Origin of the sequence: Streptomyces decoyicus, from assembly GCF_019880305.1 — a bacterium.
In the GTDB taxonomy this organism is placed as follows: domain Bacteria; phylum Actinomycetota; class Actinomycetes; order Streptomycetales; family Streptomycetaceae; genus Streptomyces; species Streptomyces decoyicus.
In genome coordinates this window covers 2,655,990-2,675,212 of record NZ_CP082301.1, presented here as the reverse complement: position 1 = coordinate 2,675,212, position 19,223 = coordinate 2,655,990, and the positions used below count along the sequence as shown (strand labels likewise).

Here is a 19,223-nt window from a genome sequence, read left to right as displayed (position 1 = left end):
ACGCGGGCCTTGGCGGCCTGGCGATGAACCTGGCGGCCCGACGGTGGTCCTGGTGATCTGACGGTGGTCCTCGCGCGGCGCCGGGCCGTGCGGTCTGGCGCCGGCCCCTTCGGGGAGGGTGTGTGCCTCCCCGGCGGGCCTTGCGCCGGACCGTTAGGCTCGGCGGCAAGCCGTCGCGATCCGTGGGCGCGAGTCGCGGCGAACCACAGGAGGATTTCGTATGTCCATCCAGACCGTCGACGTCGTCTACACGGCCGTCGCCACCGCTGAGAACGGCCGTGACGGCCGCGTCGCCAGCGATGACGGCAAGCTCGACGTGATCGTCAACCCGCCCAAGGAGCAGGGCGGCAGCGGCGCCGGCACCAACCCCGAGCAGCTCTTCGCGGCCGGTTACAGCGCCTGCTTCCAGGGCGCGCTCAGCGTCGTCGCCCGCCGGGAGAACGCCGATGTCTCCGGCTCCCGGGTGACCGCCCGGGTCGGCATCGGCAAGACCCCGGACGGTGGCTTCGGCCTCACGGTCGAGATCACCGCCGCGATCCCCAACGTCGACGCGGCGACCGCCGAGGACCTCGTGGAGAAGGCGCACCAGGTGTGCCCGTACTCCCACGCGACCCGCGGCAACATCGAGGTCAAGCTGACCGTCGCCTGACGCACGGCCGCACCCGCACGCACACAGGGGCCGCATCCCGCGACGGGGTGCGGCCCTTGTGTGCGTCTGCGGGGCGGGGTGTGGTCCTGCGTCCCGTGGTGGGGGCGGTCCTTGGCGCGTCTGCGGTGGGGCGCGGTCTCCGCCGCTGTGGCGGGGGGCGATCGCTGGCGGGTCTGCAGCGGGGTTTGGCCCTTGCGTCTGTGGCGGGGTGCGGCCCCTACGTCCGTGGCGGCGCGCCGGGGCCGATCCGTGCCCGGCCCGGGTGCGCCCCCATGCACCCCGCCCCGTGTGACGCAGGCCACCTTCGCCGCATCTTGACGCACCCGCCGTGTAATCGATTTCGTAGCCCCCACGAACTGCTCAAGAAATCGATTACATGTTGATCATGCGCACCCGCTCTCCCGCACGGTGAGCGCGCGCACGGACAGAATGGCAACGGCGCCATGGCGAACATCAAAGATGTGGCAGAGCGGGCGGGGGTCTCCGTCGCCACGGTCTCCCGCGTCCTCAACGGCCACAGCCCGGTCGCGGAGACCCGCGAGCGGGTGCTCGCCGCCGTGCAGGAGCTGGGCTACCGCCCCAACAACGTCGCCCGCGCGCTGCGCACCGCCCGGACCGGCGCCCTCGGCCTGATCATCAGCGACCTCACCAACCCCTTCTTCACCGAGCTGGCCGACGCCGTCGAGGACGAGGCCCGCAGCCTCGGCTACAGCCTGGTCATCGGCAATGCCGGTGAGCGCCCCGCACAGCAGGACGACTACATCCGCACCCTGCTCGACCGCCGGATCGACGGTCTGCTGGTCAGCTCGGCCGGCACCGGCTCGGCGATGCTCCGCGAGGTCGTCGCCTCCGGCACCCCGCTGGTGCTGCTGGACCGCACCGTGCCCGGTATCGACGCCCCCTGCGTACGCGCCGATGGCCGCACCGCGCTCACCGAGCTCGCCGCGCACCTCGCCGCCCTCGGCCGCCGCCGGCCCGCGATCATCGTCGCCCCGGCCGGCACCCCGACCGGCGACGAGCGCCTCGCCCTCTTCCGTACGGCGCTGGCCGGATACGGCCTCACCCTGCCCGACGAGCGGGTCGGCGCCACCCCCGACCTCCAGCACACCGGGGGCCGGCGGGTGATGAGCGACTTCCTCGACCTCGCCGAGCCGCCGGACGCGGTGCTGGCCACCGACAACCTGATGGCGCTGGGCGCGATGGACGAACTCCGCGCCCGCGGGCTGCGGGTTCCCGACGATGTGGCGCTGGTGGTCTATGACGACGTGCCGTGGTTCACCCACACCGACCCGCCGCTGACCGCCATCGCCCAGCCCACCCGCGAACTGGGCCGGGCCGCCGTACACACCCTGCTGGAGCGGATCGAGGGCCGGCCCGCCCCCTCGGTGCTGCTGCCGGCCCGGCTGGTCACCCGCCGCTCCTGCGGCGAGCTGCCCACCCCCTGAGCAGGCCCGCCCGGCGCCCGGACCGGCACTCCGGTCCGGCTCCCCCGGCCGGGCGGGCCACCCGAGTCGGCCTTCACAGGCCACCCGAGTCGGCCTTCACAGGCCACCCGAGTCGGCCTTCACAGGCCACCCGAGTCAGTCACCACACAAGCCATCCGAGGAAGAGAGGGGCAGCGCATGACCGGCGTCAACGACGACGTACCGGGCGGCCGCGAACTGCTGCGCGTCGAGGGGGTGACGAAGGCGTTCCCGGGCGTCCGCGCGCTGGACGGCGTGGACCTGACCCTGCGCACCGGTGAGGTGCACGTCCTGCTCGGCGAGAACGGCGCGGGCAAGAGCACCCTCATCAAGATGCTCTCCGGCGCCCACCGCCCCGACGAGGGCCGCATCCTCGTGGACGGCGAGGAGGTCACCATCCGCTCGGCGCAGGACGCCGAACGGCACGGCATCGCCACCATCTACCAGGAGTTCAACCTCGTCCCCGGGCTGACCGTCGCCGAGAACATCTTCCTGGGCCGCCAGCCGCGCACCGCGCTCGGCCTCGTCGACCGGAAGACGATGCGGGCACGGGCCGCCGAACTGCTGCGGCGCGTACGCCTCGACGTCTCCCCGAACACCCCGGTCGCCGAACTGGGCATCGCCCGCCTCCAGATGGTCGAGATCGCCAAGGCGCTCAGCCTGGAAGCGCGCGTCCTGATCATGGACGAGCCGACCGCGGTCCTGACCTCCGAGGAGGTCGAGACCCTCTTCGGGATCGTCCGCGAGCTGCGGGACACCGGCGTCGGCATCATCTTCATCACCCACCACCTGGACGAGATCGGCGCGCTCGGCGACCGGGTCACCGTCCTGCGCGACGGCCGGTCCGTCGAGGAGGTGCCGGCCTCGACGGACGAGGACGAGCTGATCCGCCTCATGGTGGGCCGGGACATCGCCGAGCAGTACCCGAGGCAGCGCCCCGAGACGCCGGGCGCGCCCCTGCTGCGCGTCCGCGGCCTGACCCGCAACGGCTCGGTGGCCGGGCCGGTCTTCGAGGGCATCGACTTCGAGGTCCGGGCCGGTGAAGTCGTGGGTCTCGCCGGGCTGGTCGGCGCGGGCCGCACCGAGGTGGTCCGGGCGATCTTCGGCGTGGACCGCTATGACGCCGGTACGGTCGAGATCGACGGCAAGGAGCTGGCCCGCGGCGATGTCCGTGCCGCCATGCGTGCCGGGCTCGGCCTCGTACCGGAGGACCGCAAGGGCCAGGGCCTGGTCCTGGACGCCTCCCTCCAGGACAACCTCACCCTCGCCCGGCTCGACCGCGACACCCGCGGCGGGCTGGTGGACCGGGGCGCGCAGCGGCGCGAAGCGGCCACCGTCGCCGAGCAGTTGAAGGTCCGGATGAGCGGCCTGGGGCAGAGCGCCCGCACCCTCTCCGGCGGCAACCAGCAGAAGATCGTCATCGGCAAGTGGCTGCTGGCGGACACCAGGCTGCTGATCCTCGACGAGCCGACGCGCGGGATCGACGTCGGCGCCAAGGTCGAGATCTACCAGCTCATCAACGACCTGACGGCGTCCGGCCGCGCGGTGCTGATGATCTCCAGCGATCTGCCCGAGGTGCTCGGTATGAGCGACCGGGTGCTGGTGATGTCGCAGGGCCGGCTGGCCGGTGAGCTGTCGGCCGAACAGGCAACCCAGGACGCCGTGATGGAGCTGGCGCTCCAGTCCCCGCACGGCACGAGCACGAAGTACAACGACAAGAGCGCAATGGAGGGCTCCGATGTCCACTGAGGTGAAGACAGGAGCCGCCGCCGAGGCGGTGGGACGGGCACCGGACCGGGACGGCGCGGGAGCGTGGTTCTCCCGGGCGGTCCTCAGAAACGGCCCGCTCGGCGGACTGATCGCCCTGGTCGTGGTGATGGCGGTGCTGTCCAGGGACTTCCTCAACGGCCAGAACCTCCTCAACGTCGGCGTCCAGGCGTCGGTCACCGCGATCCTCGCCTTCGGCGTCACCTTCGTGATCGTCTCGGCCGGTATCGATCTGTCGGTCGGCTCGGTCGCCGCGCTCTCCGCCACCGTCGTCGCCTGGGCGGCCACCGGGGAGGGCCTGCCCGTCTGGATGGCGGTGCTGCTCGGCCTGGCCACCGGCGCGGCGGCCGGTCTGGTCTCCGGCGCCCTGGTCTCCTACGGCAAGCTGCCCGCCTTCATCGCCACGCTGGCGATGCTCTCGATCGGCCGCGGTCTGGCCCTGGTCATCTCCGGAGGCTCCCCGATCCCCTTCCCCACCTCGGTCGGCGCGCTCGGTGACACCCTCGGCGGCTGGCTGCCGGTGCCCGTCCTCGTCATGATCGCGATGGGGCTGATCGCCGCGCTGATCCTGGCCCGTACGTACTCCGGCCGGGCGATGTTCGCGATCGGCGGCAACGAGGAGGCGGCCCGGCTCTCCGGCATCAACGTCAAGCGCCGCAAGCTCGCCATCTATGCGCTGTCCGGGGTGTTCGCCGCGGTCGCCGGCATCGTGCTCGCCGCCCGGCTCACCTCCGCCCAGCCGCAGGCCGCCACCGGCTACGAACTGGACGCCATCGCCGCCGTCGTCATCGGCGGGGCCAGCCTCTCCGGCGGCTCCGGCAAGGCCTCCGGCACCCTCATCGGCGCGCTGATCCTCGCCGTCCTGCGCAACGGCCTCAACCTGCTGAGCGTCTCGGCGTTCTGGCAGCAGGTGGCCACCGGACTGGTCATCGCGCTGGCGGTGCTCCTGGACACGCTGCGCCGCCGGAGCGCGCGATGAAGGCCCGTAGGAACGCCCCGAGGAACGCCCCGAGGAACGCCCGGGGGAACGCTCGGGGGAACTCCCGGATCAAGGCGTCGCTGGCGGCCGGGCTGGCCGCGACCGTCGCCCTGGGGCTGGCCGGCTGCGACCGCGGCGGCAACACCGACCTGGGGCTCGCGCTGTCCACGATGAACAACCCGTTCTTCGTCGGCATCAAGAAGGGCGCCCAGGCCGAGGCGGACGCCCGCGGTCTGCACATCAACATCACCGACGCCCAGAACGACCCCACCCAGCAGATCAACCAGATGGAGACGTTCACCAGCCAGAACGTCAAGGCGGCCATCATCAACCCGGTCGACTCCGACGCCGCCGTACCGGCCGTCGGCGTCGCCAACCGGGCGAAGGTGCCGGTCATCTCCATCGACCGCGGTGTCAACGGCGGCAAGGTCGGCTCGACCATCGCCTCCGACAATGTCGCGGGCGGCCGGCTCGCCGCGAAGACGCTGGCCGAATCGCTCGGCGGCAAGGGCAAGGTGGCCTTCCTGGAGGGCCAGGCCGGCACCTCCGCCGCCCGCGAGCGCGGCAAGGGCTTCGAGGAAGGCATCAAGAAGTACCCCGGCATCGAGGTCGTCGCCCGGCAGCCCGCGGACTTCGACCGCACCAAGGGCATGGACGTGATGACCAACATGCTCCAGGCGCACCGCGGCATCGGCGGGGTGTTCGCGGCCAACGACGAGATGGCGCTGGGCGCGTCCAAGGCGCTGGGCGGCCGCTCCGGCAAGGACGTGAAGGTCGTGGCGTTCGACGGCACCCCGGACGGCGTCAAGGCGGTCCGCAACGGCACGCTGACCGCCACCGTCGCCCAGCAGCCGGAACTCCTCGGCAAGCAGGCGGTGGACTGGGCGCTGAAGGCCTCCCGTGGTGAGAAGCTGCCGCAGTCGGTCAGGGTGCCGGTGGTACTGGTGACGGCGAAGAATGCCGCGAAGTTCGACGGCTGAGCGTGCGGCCCCGGCGGGCCGCACGGCAACGACAGGTGAGAGAAGTGGGAGAGCGGTGCATGTATGACGTCCTGGTGGTCGGCTCGGCCAACGCGGATCTGACGGTACGGGTCGAGCGGCGCCCCGGCGCGGGCGAGACCGTGACCGGCACGGACCTGGTCGAATCGGCCGGCGGCAAGGGGGCCAACCAGGCGGCCGCCGCGGCCCGGATCGGCGGCCGCACCGCACTGCTGGCGCGGGTCGGCGGCGACGCATACGGCGAACTGCTGCTGCGCGCCCAGCACGACGCGGGCACCGATGTCTCACCGGTGATCGTGGACGACGCGGCCCGCACCGGCACCGCCATGATCATCGTCGACCCGGACGGCGACAACAGCATCGTGGTCTCGCCCGGCGCGAACGCCGCCCTCACCCCGCAGGACGTGGCCGCCGCGAAGGACACCATCGCCGCCGCCGCGGTGGTCTCCCTCCAGCTGGAGATCCCCATGGAGTCCGTACGGGCCGCCGCCTCGGCCGCCGAGCAGGCCGGCACCCGCGTCGTCCTCAACCCCTCCCCGGCGCCCGAGGCGGCCGCGCTGGCCCCCGAACTCCTCGCGGTGGCCGACCCGTTGGTCGTCAACGAGCACGAGGCGCGGCAGCTCTCCGGGCTCGTCGACGGCACGCCCGCCGAGTGGGCGCAGGCGCTGCGCGAGAGGGGCGCCCGCTCCGTCGTGGTCACCCTCGGCGGCGACGGCGCGCTGGTCCTGGACGCCTCGGGAGCCGCGGACGTCCCGGGCGTACGGGTCAAGGCCGTGGACACCACCGGCGCCGGCGACGCCTTCACCGGCGCCCTCGCCACCCGCCTGGCCCGCGGCGACGCACTGCCCGAGGCGGCGCGCTTCGCCGTACGGGTGGGCGCCGCCGCCGTCACCAAGCCGGGCGCCCAGCCGTCCTATCCGACCCGGGCGGAACTGGAGGCACTGGCGCCCGAGCTGCCGCAGGGCTGAGGCCGGGGACCTTCGCCGCGCACGGGCCCCCGTACCGCCGAGCGGTACGGGGCCGGGTGCGCGGCGGCACGTCACCGCCCGTCCCCCTCCGTCGGTCCGTCCCACTCCTTCGGCCCGTACAGCGCATGATCCGCGCCGGTCGCCAGGGCCCAGTAACGGTCGCCGTAGGACCAGTGCCACCACTCGGTCGGGTAGTTGACCAGCCCGGCGGAGTTCAGGGCGGCGTTCAGCACCCGCCGGTGGGCGCGGGCCGCGGGACTCAGATCCGGGGCACCCGTGTAGCAGGCGCCGTCGCTCTCCTCCGGGCCGGCATCGATCGGAGTCCCCATGTCGACGTCCTCGCCCTCCGTGGTGACGAGGGTGACGTCCACCGCGCCACCGGCACTGTGCGGGGCGATCCCGGGCGGCGACACATAGCGGCTGGCGGCCTCATGGAGACCCTCGGCATCCCGGTCGGGGTGCAGGGCCCGGAGTTCGTCCACGTACTCCTCGAAGTAGCGGCGTTGCAGTTCCAGTGGCCGGTAGCCCTCGACGATCTTCAGCCGCAGCCCGTCCGGCAGCGCCCGCTGCGCCGCCAGCAGCCGCTTCAGCACCTCCTCGCGCAGCTGCGCGTAGGCGCCCCGCTCGTCGTCCTGGAGGTCGGCCACCAGCAGCTCGGGCGCCGCGGTCCGCACGTCCACCAGCGGCTCACCGCACTCCTGGACGGGGATCGCGGCCACCGCCGGGTCGGCCATCAGCGTGATCAGGTCGCGGACATCGCTCAGCACCAGCTCCGCGCCGTCACCCGGCACCGGCCCGCTCCACTCGGCGGCCGCCGCCACCCGCTCGCCGGACGGCAGCCAGACGCCGCTGAGGCCGCACCCCGGACCGGAGTGCCCGGTCCCCGTGCCGTTGGCGAGCAGCACGTGCAGCCCGTGCTCGCGCGCCAGTTGCCCGTACTGCGCCACCCGCTGTGCCGAGTCGTGGAAGGAGCTGGCGAGATACACCCGGCAGCCGTCCGCCGCGGCCCGCGCCGGCACCTCGGGGAAGCTGTTGTCGAAGCAGGTGGCGAGGGCGAACCGGATGCCGCCCAGGGTGAAGCGGCCGTCGGCGGTGCCCGGCGCGAAGAGCGCGCTCTCGCTCTCCCCTGCACTCGCTCCTTCGCCCTCTCCCTTGAACAGATGGATCTTGTCGTAACGGGTGAGCAGCGTGCCGTCCGGTCCGAGGACGAACGAGGAGATCGCCGGACGGTCCCCGTCACCGCCGGTCCGCCCCGCCGCGTTCACGACCGCCGCGACCCCGGTCGCCCGGCAGGCCTCCCGTACGGGAGCCAGCCGGGCATCGTCCTCCGTCACCGTCATGCCCGCCACATCGGCGGCTATCAGGTGCCGGTCGTAGTGCGTCAGCGCGAGTTCGGAGAAGAGCACGAGGCCCGCGCCGCGCTCGGCGGCCTCGGTGATGAGCGCGGCCATCCGTGCGGCGTTGGCCTCGATGTCGCCCGGTACGGGGGTGAATTGTGCGGCGGCAATGATCATTCGCCCATGATGCCGGACGGGACGGGGCGGGACGGGACGGGGACGGGGACGGGACGGGGACGGAGACGGAGAGGGGGCGGGGCGGGGCGAGGCGGGGACGGAGAGGGGGCGGGGGCCGGGCGGGCCGGGCCCCGGGCGGCCTTTCGCCGTGCCCGTGCCCGCGCCCGCGCCTCGCGCCCGCGGCCCCAGCCGCGTCGGCGCCCGCCCGCCTCCGGGACGTCCGGCTCTATCCCCGTGCGCCCCGTGCCGCCGCGACCTGCGCCGCCGCCACCGTCACGATCGCCCGCACCTGCCCGGTGATCGCGACCCGGTTCTGCACGAAGACCGGATCGGTCACCTGGCCGTTCGCCGGGCCCGTGTTGCCGGGGCCGAACTCCAGCACGGGAGTGTGCAGATGCCCGCCCGGGAGCGCCGGGCGCACCGCATCCCTCAGCAGGGTCGCCCGGTAGGCGATCTCGTTGGACAGATAGTCCCCGCCGCCCCCGGCACGGGCCGTGGAGCCCGGCGTCGGGCCGTCCGGCCGCACGACCGGTCCGGTGCCGCCCGCCGGGATCTCGGTGACCTCGGTGTGGTCGGCCACCGGGAAGGGCCCGGTCCCGGCCGCCACGATCCGCGCGTACGGCAGGCTGGTGGTCGTCCACTGCGGCTGCGGCCGTACGGTCGGCACCCCCGCCGGAATCGGCACGGTCTCCGTACGGGAGTCCCGCGCATTGTCCGGATAGCCGCCCCGCCAGGCCCCGTTGGTCCGCTCGACGTCGAACCGGCCCGGCCGCCCCTGGCTGACCGTCGTGAACAGGTCGGCCTGCCGCGGCCCGCTCCGGAAGTGCGGCAGCAGCGTGCGCTCCACGGTGCCGTCGGCGAAGTCGGCCCACCGTACGGGGAAGACCGCGGTCTCGATCCGGGCCGGCTGCCCCGAGGCGGTACGCACCGTCGTCCCGTCCAGTGCGAGCGCCGCGGCCCCCGACGGGTTGCTGCGCCGCGCGTCGGCGTCCAGCTGGAACGGGTCGAACCCGGTCACCACGATCCGCAGGATGTGCTTGCCGGCGGGCAGTTCGATCGAGTCCTGGCCGCGCGAACCCCGCTCCAGCGACCCGAGGAGGGCGCGGCGCGCGGACTCGGTCAGTGCGAAGTCAGGCTTCCACTGCCGTAGTTGCTTCGTCATCCCCAGCCGGGCCCAGTACAGCGGCCGGTCGTCGTCCCGGCTCAGGTCGCCGCCGTCGGGCCCGCGCCCCTGCGCCCGGTCCACGGCCCGCCGCCACAGCGCCCGCCCCTCGTCCGCGACATAGCGCCGGGCCTGCTCGTACGTGGTCACCCGTGCCAGCCCGCGCCCGAACTCCCGATCCACCGCGCCGAATCCACTGCGCCGCAGGATCTCCTGCGGCGCGGCCTGCGTCAGCCGGCCCTCCTCCACCGTGACATCCGCCGGGGCGGCCGCGGCGGCCGGTGCCGTCAGGGACAGTGGGACGGTGGCCAGCAGCGCGACACCGAGCGCGCCGATCCTGGTACGTATGCGTCTCATGGGGCGAGTAAAGCGGTGCGCGCCGCGGGGCGGTAGGGGTCCTGGCCTTTGCGCCAACGCCCTGAACCGCACCCGCCGGCCGGCCGTGGATAGGGTTCCTGATTCAGTCCGGCCCGGTCCGCCACCGCGTCCGGCGCTCTCCACGAGACTCAGGGGGATCTCTGTGGCCACCCCGCCACCACCGCACGGCCCGTACCCGCACGCCCAGCCGCCCGCGGGGCCCTACCCGCAACAGCCGGCGGGGTCCTACCCACAACAGCCGGCGGGGTCCTACCCGCAACAGCCCGCCGGTGCCGCCCCGCACCAGCCGCCGGGTGCCGCCCCGCACCAGCCGCCGGGTGCCTACCCGCACCAGCCTGCCGGCCCGTATGCGCCGCAGCCGGGACACCCGGCCCAGGCCCCGTACCCGTACGCCCAGCAGCACCCGCACCCGCACCCGCAGGCGTACGCCGCCGCCCCGGGGTGCCAACTCTGCGGTGCTCAGCCCGCCGTGCAGGCCACCGTGCGCGGGCATCAGGGCCTCCTCTTCCTGATGCGGTTCCTCAGCCGCCGCGGCATGTTCTGCCGCTCCTGCGGGCTGGCCACCTACCGCGAGATGTCCGCGAAGACGCTGTGGCAGGGCTGGTGGAGCCCGTTGTCCGTGGCCATCACCCCGCTCACCCTGCTGATGAACCTCGGTCCCCGGAGCCGCTTCCGCAAACTGGCCGCCCCCGTAGGCGGCTTCGGGCCCTCGCTCGACCCGGGCAAGTCGCTGCTGCGCCGGCCGGAAGCGCTGCTGTTCCTGGTGCCGATGGCCCTCGTGGTCCTGGCGATCCCGACCTTGTTCGTCCTCGGCGCGTTCGTCCAGGGGGCCGGCATCGGGAAGGTGCCCACCCTCGCCGTCGGTGACTGCGTACGCAACGAAGGCGACTGGAAGGACCAGGACCTGGAGGTCGTGGACTGCGGTTCGGCCGACGCGGAGTACAAGGTGACCCGCAGGCTCGACGCACCCAAGGACGAGTGCGCCGACGGTGAGCTGCTCGCCGACCTCGAATACAGCCCGGACAAGATGACGGTTTCCTGCCTCGCCCCCGCCCGCTAGGTACCGCGGCACAGAGGCACAGAGGCACAGAGGCGCCGCGGCACAGAGGTACCGCAGCACCGCGGCACAGAGGTACCGCGGCACCGGGCATACGGGTACGGGGTCAGCCCCCGCCCGGCTCCTCGCCGGATCCGTCGCCGTCGTCCTCCCCGCGCCCGAGCAGCGCCAGGAAGTCCCGGAACGCCGCCGGCATGTCCACCTCGTCCGGGTCCAGCAGCCATTGCAGTTGCAGCCCGTCCATCACGGCGGTCAGCAGCGGCGCCGCCCGCTCCGGGGTCAGGCCGCCGGGCAGGGTGTCGCCGTACTCGGCCCGCAGCACCTCGGCCATCGAGGCCCGTACGGCGCGGAAACGGGATTCGAAGAAGGCGCGGGCGGGGTGGTCCTCAGTGACGCTGTCGGCGGACAGCACCGTGTAGGTCCGGACGATGCCGGGGCGGGTGGCGTTGTAGTCGACGAGCTGGGCGAGGGCGTCGGTGCGCAAGGTGTCGGACGCCGCGGCGGCCGAGGCCAGGTCCCAGCGGTCGCGCGCCTCCAGCACGCCGACCAGCAGCAGTTCCTTCGTCGGGAAGTGGTGCAGCAGCCCCTGCTGGGTCAGTCCGGCGCGCTCGGCGACGGCGGCGAGCGAGGTGCGGCGGTAGCCGCGTTCGGCGATGAGCTCCATGGCGGCCTCCAGGAGGGCCTCGCGCCGCTCCGCGCGCTGGGCCTCCCGCCCGCCACCGCCCTGTCGGGCACCCGCCCCGCCGCGGCGGGGTCCGTCCTGGTCTCGTGCAGTCACCGGCCGAGCGTAACTCTCGCGTGGAGATCCCGTACGGCTGGTGTAACGGAAAAGTAACGACACCTACCGGCCGGAATGTGGGGCGGCAACAATCCGGGACAGGGGGCCTGCCCGTCCACTGAGGAAGCACCGGAGAGCCGCATGACCGACGCCCAGCCCCACGATCCCACTGATCCCACTGAACCCACTGGTCCTACTCCTCCCGCCGATGCCGACGCCCGCCGCCCTGCCCGTGGCCGCGCGCAGGACCACACCGCAGCGGTGGAGCGGGCGCTCGCCGCGCTCGACCTCGACACCAAGGCCGCACTGCTGTCCGGCCAGGACATGTGGACCCTGCCGGCCGTGCCCGCGATCGGGCTGCGGTCGCTGGTGATGTCGGACGGCCCCGTCGGGGTACGGGGCCAGGAGTGGAACGCCGAGGACCCCTCGGTCGCCCTGCCCAGCCCCACCGCGCTGGCCGCCACCTGGGACCCCGGGCTCGCCCGCCGGGCCGGCCACCTCCTCGCCCAGGAAGCCCGCCGCAAGGGCGTGCACGTACTCCTCGCGCCGACGGTCAACCTCCACCGCTCACCGCTGGGCGGCCGCCACTTCGAGTGCTATGCGGAAGACCCGCTGCTCACCGGCGCGATCGGCGCCGGGTATGTGCGCGGTGTGCAGGAAGGTGGTGTGGGCACGACGGTCAAGCACTTCGTCGGCAATGACGCGGAGACCGACCGGTTCACGGTCGACAACCGCATCGCCCCGCGCCCGCTGCGCGAGCTCTATCTCGCACCCTTCGAGCACATCGTCGAACACGCCCGGCCCTGGGGCGTCATGACCGCCTACAACCAGGTCAACGGCGCGACGATGACCGAACACCGCGCGCTCGTGCAGGACGTCCTCCGCGGCGAATGGGGCTTCGACGGCGTCAATGTCTCCGACTGGACGGCCGCCCGCGACACCGTGCGCGCCCTGCGCGGCGGCCTGGACGTGGCGATGCCGGGGCCCCGTACGGTCTACGGGGCGCCGCTCGCCGAGGCCGTCCGTGCGGGTGAGGTGGCCGAGTCGGAGGTGGACGACGCGGTGCGCCGGGTGCTGCTGCTCGCCGCCCGTACCGGATGTCTGGAGGGGGTGCCGGCGGCGGTCGAACCGGCCGAGGTGCCCCAGGGGATCGACGGCCGGGCGGTGGCCCGCGAGATCGCCCGGCGGGGGTGCGTACTGCTGCGCAACGAGCCGGTGGGCGCGGAGCGGCGGGCGCTGCCGGTCGACGCCACGGCCGTCCGCAGGGTCGCCGTCATCGGGGCGGCCGCGCGCGACGCCCGGGTGCTCGGCGGTGGTTCGGCGACCGTCTTCCCCGACGCGGTCCTCTCCCCGCTGGAGGGGCTGCGCGCCGCACTCCCCGACGACGTCGAGGTCACCTTCGCGCTCGGCGCGGAGCCGCGCACCCGGGTCCCGTACGCACGTGAAGGTTTCACGCTGCGCGCCCGCTACCTGGCCGCCGATGGCCAACTGCTCGCCGAGATTTCCCGGTCCGACGGCCAGGTGCGGGTGATGGGCCGCCTGCCCGAGGGCGTCACCCGGCAGAACCTGGGCGCCGTCGAGCTGACCGGCAGCTTCACCCCGCGGAGCACCGGCAGCCACACCCTCGCCGTCTCCGGCACCGGCGGGCTGCGGCTGACCGTCGGCGGTGCGGTCCTCTTCGACGGCCGCTGCGCGCCGGACGGCAATGACCCGTTCGAGGCCTTCATGCACCCCGTCGAGCGGCGGCTGACGGCGGAGCTGACGGCGGGTGAGAGCGTCGGGATCACCCTGCGGTTCGTGCCCGGCGGCCCGGACCTCGGCGAGGGCCTGGACGGGCTGAACTTCGCCCTCGGCCACAGTGCACCGCAGCTCGATGACGACGCGGAGATCGCCGAGGCCGTCCGCGCCGCGGCCGGGGCCGATGTCGCGATCGTGGTCGTCGCCACCACCGACGAGGTCGAGTCCGAGGGCTTCGACCGCCGAGATCTTCGGCTGCCCGGCCGCCAGGACGAGCTGGTCACCCGGGTCGCCGCCGCCAACCCGCACACCATCGTGGTCGTCAACTCCGGCTCTCCGGTGGAGCTTCCGTGGCGCGAGCAGGTCCCTGCCGTGCTGCTGAGCTGGTTCCCCGGCCAGGAGGCCGGTGCGGCGCTGGCCGACGTCCTGCTCGGCGCCCACGAGCCGGGCGGCCGGCTCCCCACCACCTGGCCGGCCCGTCTCGCCGACGCCCCGGTCAGCGCCGTCACCCCGGCCGACGGCCAACTCACGTACTCCGAAGGGGTGTATATCGGCTACCGCGCCTGGCAGCGGTCCGCTCCCGCTCCCGCCTACCCCTTCGGCCACGGACTCGGCTACACCGACTGGGAGTACGAGTCGCTGGACACCACCCCCGACTCGGTGCGGGTGCGGGTGCGCAACACGGGCGACAGGACCGGACGCGAGGTCGTCCAGATCTATCTGGCGCCCACCGCGGACGCCGCCCCTGACGCTCCGGAGCGCCCGGCCCGCTGGCTGGCCGGCTTCGCCGTCGTCGAGGCAGGTCCCGGCGAGAGCGCGGAGGCCGAGATCCCGCTGCCGGACCGGGCCTTCGCGGTCTGGGACGAGGGCGACGGCGGCGGAGAAGCGGGGGACGTCGGGACGGCGGGGGACGGCGGCTGGCGCCGGGTCAAGGGCGTCTACCTCGTCGAGGCGGCGCACAGCGTCGACGACCGCAGGCTGACGGCCGAGGTCACGGTCGGCTGACGGGGCGGGGGCGAGGACCAGGGGCGGGGGCGGGGCCAGGGACGGGGCCGGGACCAAGGCCAGAGACGGGGGCACTCCTCCCCAGGAACGTCCCCTGCGTCCCCCGAGCCCCCCGCGTCCCCCGCGCTCCCTCATGAGGTCACCACCGACACATCACCGCCGCTCGTCCGGGCCGTCACCTTGTGTGCGGAGCCCTCGTCCGTCGGGACGGAGACCTTGCGGGTGCCGCCGCTGGTCGTGGCATTCACCGCATACGAACCCTTCGGGAGGCGGATGGTGACATTGCCTCCGCTGGTCCGGCCCGACACCTCGTCGGGCGCCGCGGACAGCGCGAGGTCGACATCTCCGCCGCTGGTCTTCGCCTTCGCCGTGCGGGCCGTGGAGTCCGCGACGGTGATGTCCCCGCCGCTGGTCTCCGCGGCGATCCCGCCCGCGGCGCCGTGGACGGTGATGTCCCCACCGCTGGTGCGCAGGTCGACCGAGGCGTTGCGCGGCAGCAGCACCCGGTAGTTCACCTCGCACCTGCGCCCCATGCCGCAGTCCGCGGCCTTGAGCGTCAGCCGTCCGCCCTTGACCCCGTGGTCGGGGTTCGGCTTCTGGTCGTTGTACACATACTTCTCCGTCACCTTGACCGACCCGCCGGCGTCGATCGGCACGACCTCGATGTTCCCGCCGTGCGTCGTCGCCGACAGCGCGGTGACCGTGCCGCGCACGGTGTACGTCCGCTCCGCGTCCTTCGTCGGGCCGTAACCCGACAGCGAGCAGCCGGTCGTCAGCACGGTCAACGCCGCACAGGACAGCACGAGATGGGGAACGCGGAGGCGGGCCATGGTGAGAGGTCTCCCGGAGCAGGCAACGGACACGGAGACCGGAGATCCGGTCACTGCTCATCGTTCCTTCTGCGCCGCCCCGCGTCGTCGCCGCACAGTATGACCTTGTGCGCCCCCGCCCTTAGGGGTCCCCCGCACCCTGCGGCCGCACCGAGAACGCGTACACCGTCTCCGAGCGATAGCTCTCGCCGGGCAGCAGCGCCGTGCTGGGGAAGTCCGGACGGTTCGGGGAGTCCGGGAAGTGCTGGGTCTCCAGGGCGAGACCGGCCGCCGGGCCGTAGGGGACGCCCGACGTTCCGGTCAGGGTGCCGTCGAGGTGATCTGCGGTGTAGAGCTGGAGTCCGGGCTCGGTGGTGGCCAGCTCCAGAGCGCGGCCCGAGCGCGGGTCGTACAGCTCCGCGACCGTGCGCGGGGCCTCGCGGACCCCGCCGTCCAGCGCGAAGTTGTGGTCGTACGCGCCTGCCACCGCGCGCGCCGCCCGGAAGTCGAAGCGGGTGCCGGTGACGTCGGCGGGCGCGCCGGGCACCGGAATGCCGGTGCCGTCGACCGGCGTGTACCGGGAGGCCGCCAGCCGCAGCTCATGACCGGCGGCGCTGCCGCTGCCGTCCCCACCCAGATTGAGGTACGTGTGGTTGGTGAGGTTGACGACGGTCGGCGCGTCGGTCGTCGCGCGCGAGACGATACGCAGCGCGCCGGGGGAGAGGGTGTACGTCACGCGCACGTCCAGGGCGCCGGGGAAGCCCTCCTCGCCGTCCGGGCTGACCCGGTGCAGCTGCACACCACCGTCGACCTCCCGGGCGTCCCACACCACCCGGGAGAAGCCGCCCGGCCCGCCGTGCAGGCTGTGGCGCCCGTTGTTCGGCGTCAGCGCGCAGGTCCTGCCGTCGAGGACGAAGGACGCCCCGGCGATCCGGTTCGCGTACCGCCCGACCAGCGCACCGAAGTGCGACCCGCCGTGCGCGGCATACGACGCGAGGTCGGCGAAGCCCAGCGCCAGCTGCCCCCGCACCCCGTCCCGGTCCGGCGCCTCCACCGTCTGGACGATCCCGCCGTAGGTGAGGATGCGGACCCGTAGCCCTGCGGGGCCCGACTCCAGGGTCCAGCGGTCGACGCGGGCGCCGTCGTCCAGCGTGCCGAAGGGTTCCCTGCTGACCTGCGTCCTCATGCGCGTGAGCCTATGCCGACGGCCGGGCGGGCAGCGCCCGGGGACCGCGCGCAGGCGCTACGGCCGTGCCCGGGTGATCGTGCGGAACGCCATTGCGGCCAGCTGCTTCTGACCGTTGGTGCCCGGGTGGAACCAGTCCCAGGTGCTCAACTGGCGCCCCGTGAAGCGGTAGTCGAAGACCGACTGGTCGAAGCGGCACAGCGGATCCTTGCCGCACACCTCGGCGAGTGCGGAGTTGTAGGCCCTCACCTGCTCCTGCACCTTCGCCCGGCGGCCCTGCGCCGCCTTCGACAGATCGTCCGGATCGCGCAGCATGGACCCGCAGATGCCCAGCTTCCACACCTGTTTGCCGAGCGGGTTCTTGCGCCCCTCGGACCACAGCCGCAGCAGATCAGGGACCGCCGCGACATACACCTGGGTGTGCGGCAGCGCGCGCCGCAGATACCTCATGGACCGCGCGAAGTCGGCCCGGAAGGCGGCCTTCGGGGTCATCGCCGCGACATCGCGCCGGCAGGCGTCATTGGCGCCGATGAGGACCGTGACCAGCTCGGGCCTGTGGTCGACGGCCTTGGTGAACTGGTCCGGCAGATCGCTCATCAGCGCACCGGTCCTGGCGAAGTTCCAGCTGTGTGTGGCGGGGTGTTTGACCAGCCGTCGGGTGAGGCTGCCGACCTTGGGATCGGTGCCGGTGGCCCAGGAGACCCGGGGGCAGTCGGAGAGCAACGTACAGGCGTCGAAGCCGACGGTGATCGAGTCGCCGAGTGCCGCGATCGAGTGGGGGTCGGTGCGCCAGACGGGCGCCGGCTTGGCGTGCCGCTTGCCCGGGTGCCCGCCGGAGCTACAGGAGGTGAGCGCGATCACCAGCGCGGACGCGACGGCGACGGTGCGTGAGGATCGGAGGCGGAAGCGGCGGTGCCGGGGGCGAAAGGGCCGATCGATCTGCGCCATCCCCTGTCCCCTCCGGCGTGCGAGTGATATCTCTTCGGGTACCGACGGTACGTCACCCCCTCGACCGGCACCGCGCGGTAGCTTTGCCCCGTGCCTGCCGGGCGGTGACCCAAAGTGGCCAGTGCAGTCGGCACAGACAAATTACATCACGTCATTTCCTGTCCCTTTTGCGGCAAATTCCGCCCAATGGTGTTTACTGTAGGTCACCAGCATGCTGGTGCCGAAGTGACCACTGGGGCAGAATGACAACTGTCCCGGCCGCAACCGGAACGGGCACGAGGCCGCTGGGGAAGGCGAACCTCGAACCGCACTGGAGGTCCCGGTGACGACACGTGGAGTTCTGTACGTCCACTCCGCTCCGCGCGCGCTGTGCCCGCATGTCGAATGGGCCGTGGCGGGCGTCCTCGGTGTGCGCGTCAATCTCGACTGGATCCGCCAGCCGGCGTCCCCGGGCACCTGGAGAGCAGAGTTCTCGTGGCAGGGGGAGGCCGGGACGGCCTCCAAGCTGGCCTCCGCACTGCGCGGCTGGCATCTGCTGCGCTTCGAAGTGACCGCGGAACCCTGCTCCACCGCCGAGGGCGAGCGCTACAGCTCCACCCCCGAACTGGGCATCTTCCACGCCGTCACGGGCATCCACGGCGACATCCTCATCCCCGAGGACCGGCTGCGCGCCGCGGTCGCCCGCTCGGCGCGCGGCGAGACCGAGCTGGCCGCCGAGGTCGACAAGCTCCTCGGCAAGCCCTGGGACGACGAGCTGGAGCCGTTCCGGTACGCGGGCGAGGGCGCCCCGGTCCGCTGGCTCCACCAGGTCGTCTAGGCCCCCGGGGCCCCGACACGCGGCAGTGGCTGCCCTGGAGTCCGCTCCACCGCCTAGCGTGCCGTCATGGCCGACAACCACTCTTCCGACGCCCTTTCCGTAGCGGTGCTCGGCACCGGAATCATGGGGGCCGCGATGGCCCGCAACCTCGCCGGGGCGGGCCTCGACGTGCGTGCCTGGAACCGCACGCGTGCCAAGGCCGAGCCGCTGGCCGCCGACGGGATCCGCGTCACCGGCACTCCCGCCGAGGCGGTGGAAGGCGCCGATGTGGTCCTCACGATGCTGCTCGACGGCGAGGCCGTCCGCCAGGCGATCGGGCAGGCCGCCACCGCGCTGCCGGCCGGTGCCCTGTGGCTCCAGACGAGCACGGTGGGGACCGAAGCGCTGCCGTCGCTCGCCCGGTTCGCCGACGAGCACCACCTGCGGTTCGTGGACGCCCCCGTGCTCGGCACCAAGGCGCCCGCGGAGAAGGGGGAGTTGACGGTCCTGGCAGCGGGCCCGCAGGACGTACGGGAGCGCGCCGGGCGGGTTTTCGACTGCGTCGGTAGCCGGACCCTGTGGATCGGTGAGGACGCCGCGAGCGGGGCGGCCAGCCGTCTCAAGCTCGTCGTCAACAACTGGGTGCTGACGGTCATCAGCGGTACGGGTGAGTCCGTCGCGCTCGCCGAGGCGCTCGGTGTGGACCCCCGCGACTTCCTCGACGCGGTTGCCGGCGGGGCGCTCGACCTGCCGTATCTCCGGCTGAAAACCGAGCTGATCCTGTCCGAGAACTACCCCGCGAGCTTCACGGTGTCCGCGGCCCGCAAGGACGCCCGGCTCATCCTGGAGGCCGCCCGGGACACCGGAGTGCGGATGGATCTGGCGACGGCGGCCGCGGAACGCCTCCGCCGGGCCGAGCAGCAGGGCCACGGCCAAGAGGACGCGACCGCCGCGTACTTCGCCAGCTTCGACGGCTGAGACATGCACAGGACCCGCCCCGGTGACTATCACCGGGGCGGGCCCTGACGG

14 protein-coding genes and 1 pseudogene are annotated in these 19,223 nt (G+C 73.2%); 9 read left to right on the top strand and 6 right to left on the bottom strand.

Annotated features, from left to right (window positions below):
- The first annotated feature begins 220 nt into the window (after nt 1–220).
- The 5 genes and pseudogenes from K7C20_RS11755 (at nt 221) to K7C20_RS11730 (ending at nt 6,824) form a co-directional block, all read left to right on the top strand.
- The gene (locus tag K7C20_RS11755) at nt 221–649 is read left to right on the top strand and encodes an organic hydroperoxide resistance protein (protein WP_030081345.1); all 429 of its coding nucleotides are present in this window, start codon (nt 221–223) and stop codon (nt 647–649) included.
- 443 nt (nt 650–1,092) lie between these two features.
- Nucleotides 1,093–2,094, top strand: coding sequence for a LacI family DNA-binding transcriptional regulator (locus tag K7C20_RS11750; RefSeq protein ID WP_053210503.1), 1,002 nt, complete (start codon nt 1,093–1,095; stop codon nt 2,092–2,094).
- Between the two features lie 177 nt (nt 2,095–2,271).
- The gene (locus K7C20_RS11745) at nt 2,272–3,861 is read left to right on the top strand and encodes a sugar ABC transporter ATP-binding protein (RefSeq protein ID WP_030081351.1); all 1,590 of its coding nucleotides are present in this window, start codon (nt 2,272–2,274) and stop codon (nt 3,859–3,861) included.
- Nucleotides 3,851–5,838, top strand: a pseudogene (locus tag K7C20_RS39260) (ABC transporter permease/substrate-binding protein). Before K7C20_RS11745 ends, K7C20_RS39260 begins: the two are co-directional and overlap by 11 nt.
- Nucleotides 5,839–5,897: 59 nt before the next feature.
- A complete protein-coding gene (locus tag K7C20_RS11730) occupies nt 5,898–6,824 on the top strand; it encodes a ribokinase (protein WP_030081358.1) in 927 nt (308 codons plus the stop codon).
- Nucleotides 6,825–6,895: 71 nt separating this feature from the next.
- Here the strand turns inward: K7C20_RS11730 and K7C20_RS39255 are convergent, their stop codons facing one another.
- Together K7C20_RS39255 and K7C20_RS11720 are read right to left on the bottom strand one after the other, a co-directional pair.
- Nucleotides 6,896–8,338, bottom strand: coding sequence for a nitrilase-related carbon-nitrogen hydrolase (locus tag K7C20_RS39255; RefSeq protein ID WP_078953638.1), 1,443 nt, complete (start codon nt 8,336–8,338; stop codon nt 6,896–6,898).
- A gap of 226 nt (nt 8,339–8,564) precedes the next feature.
- Nucleotides 8,565–9,857 (bottom strand): C15 family peptidase, encoded by a 1,293-nt coding sequence (locus tag K7C20_RS11720; RefSeq protein ID WP_053208918.1) that lies wholly within the window; start codon nt 9,855–9,857, stop codon nt 8,565–8,567.
- A 163-nt stretch (nt 9,858–10,020) separates the two neighbouring features.
- Between K7C20_RS11720 and K7C20_RS11715 the strand changes: the two genes are divergently transcribed.
- Nucleotides 10,021–10,938 carry an LppU/SCO3897 family protein gene (locus K7C20_RS11715; RefSeq protein ID WP_030081362.1) on the top strand — a complete coding sequence of 306 codons (918 nt, stop codon included), beginning with the start codon at nt 10,021–10,023 and terminating at the stop codon, nt 10,936–10,938.
- Nucleotides 10,939–11,041: 103 nt separating this feature from the next.
- Here the strand turns inward: K7C20_RS11715 and K7C20_RS11710 are convergent, their stop codons facing one another.
- Nucleotides 11,042–11,713, bottom strand: coding sequence for a TetR/AcrR family transcriptional regulator (locus K7C20_RS11710; protein WP_030081363.1), 672 nt, complete (start codon nt 11,711–11,713; stop codon nt 11,042–11,044).
- Between the two features lie 141 nt (nt 11,714–11,854).
- On the opposite strand from K7C20_RS11710, the gene K7C20_RS11705 reads away from it, so the two are divergent.
- Nucleotides 11,855–14,455 carry a beta-glucosidase family protein gene (locus tag K7C20_RS11705; protein ID WP_078953039.1) on the top strand — a complete coding sequence of 867 codons (2,601 nt, stop codon included), beginning with the start codon at nt 11,855–11,857 and terminating at the stop codon, nt 14,453–14,455.
- 131 nt (nt 14,456–14,586) lie between these two features.
- Here the strand turns inward: K7C20_RS11705 and K7C20_RS11700 are convergent, their stop codons facing one another.
- The 3 genes from K7C20_RS11700 to K7C20_RS11690 form a co-directional block, all read right to left on the bottom strand.
- The gene (locus K7C20_RS11700) at nt 14,587–15,285 is read right to left on the bottom strand and encodes a DUF4097 family beta strand repeat-containing protein (RefSeq protein WP_030081371.1); all 699 of its coding nucleotides are present in this window, start codon (nt 15,283–15,285) and stop codon (nt 14,587–14,589) included.
- Between the two features lie 121 nt (nt 15,286–15,406).
- Nucleotides 15,407–16,450, bottom strand: a complete 1,044-nt coding sequence (locus K7C20_RS11695) for an aldose epimerase family protein (RefSeq protein WP_053208878.1) — start codon at nt 16,448–16,450, stop codon at nt 15,407–15,409.
- Nucleotides 16,451–16,507: 57 nt separating this feature from the next.
- Complete coding sequence (locus K7C20_RS11690; RefSeq protein WP_030081374.1) at nt 16,508–17,398, bottom strand: SGNH/GDSL hydrolase family protein; 891 nt, start codon at nt 17,396–17,398, stop codon at nt 16,508–16,510.
- A gap of 322 nt (nt 17,399–17,720) precedes the next feature.
- Between K7C20_RS11690 and K7C20_RS11685 the strand changes: the two genes are divergently transcribed.
- A complete protein-coding gene (locus K7C20_RS11685; RefSeq protein ID WP_030081375.1) occupies nt 17,721–18,215 on the top strand; it encodes a DUF3145 domain-containing protein in 495 nt (164 codons plus the stop codon).
- A 66-nt stretch (nt 18,216–18,281) separates the two neighbouring features.
- Nucleotides 18,282–19,172 (top strand): NAD(P)-dependent oxidoreductase, encoded by an 891-nt coding sequence (locus K7C20_RS11680; RefSeq protein ID WP_030081376.1) that lies wholly within the window; start codon nt 18,282–18,284, stop codon nt 19,170–19,172.
- Nucleotides 19,173–19,223: the final 51 nt, after the last annotated feature.

Coding starts and splice junctions, on each gene's coding strand:
- K7C20_RS11695 (WP_053208878.1), bottom strand. CDS start 16,450: ATGAGGACGCAGGTCAGCAGGGAACCCTTCGGCACGCTGGACGACGGC.
- K7C20_RS11745 (WP_030081351.1), top strand. CDS start 2,272: ATGACCGGCGTCAACGACGACGTACCGGGCGGCCGCGAACTGCTGCGC.
- K7C20_RS11720 (WP_053208918.1), bottom strand. CDS start 9,857: ATGAGACGCATACGTACCAGGATCGGCGCGCTCGGTGTCGCGCTGCTG.
- K7C20_RS11700 (WP_030081371.1), bottom strand. CDS start 15,285: ATGGCCCGCCTCCGCGTTCCCCATCTCGTGCTGTCCTGTGCGGCGTTG.
- K7C20_RS11755 (WP_030081345.1), top strand. CDS start 221: ATGTCCATCCAGACCGTCGACGTCGTCTACACGGCCGTCGCCACCGCT.
- K7C20_RS11705 (WP_078953039.1), top strand. CDS start 11,855: ATGACCGACGCCCAGCCCCACGATCCCACTGATCCCACTGAACCCACT.
- K7C20_RS11730 (WP_030081358.1), top strand. CDS start 5,898: ATGTATGACGTCCTGGTGGTCGGCTCGGCCAACGCGGATCTGACGGTA.
- K7C20_RS39255 (WP_078953638.1), bottom strand. CDS start 8,338: ATGATCATTGCCGCCGCACAATTCACCCCCGTACCGGGCGACATCGAG.
- K7C20_RS11750 (WP_053210503.1), top strand. CDS start 1,093: ATGGCGAACATCAAAGATGTGGCAGAGCGGGCGGGGGTCTCCGTCGCC.
- K7C20_RS11690 (WP_030081374.1), bottom strand. CDS start 17,398: ATGGCGCAGATCGATCGGCCCTTTCGCCCCCGGCACCGCCGCTTCCGC.
- K7C20_RS11680 (WP_030081376.1), top strand. CDS start 18,282: ATGGCCGACAACCACTCTTCCGACGCCCTTTCCGTAGCGGTGCTCGGC.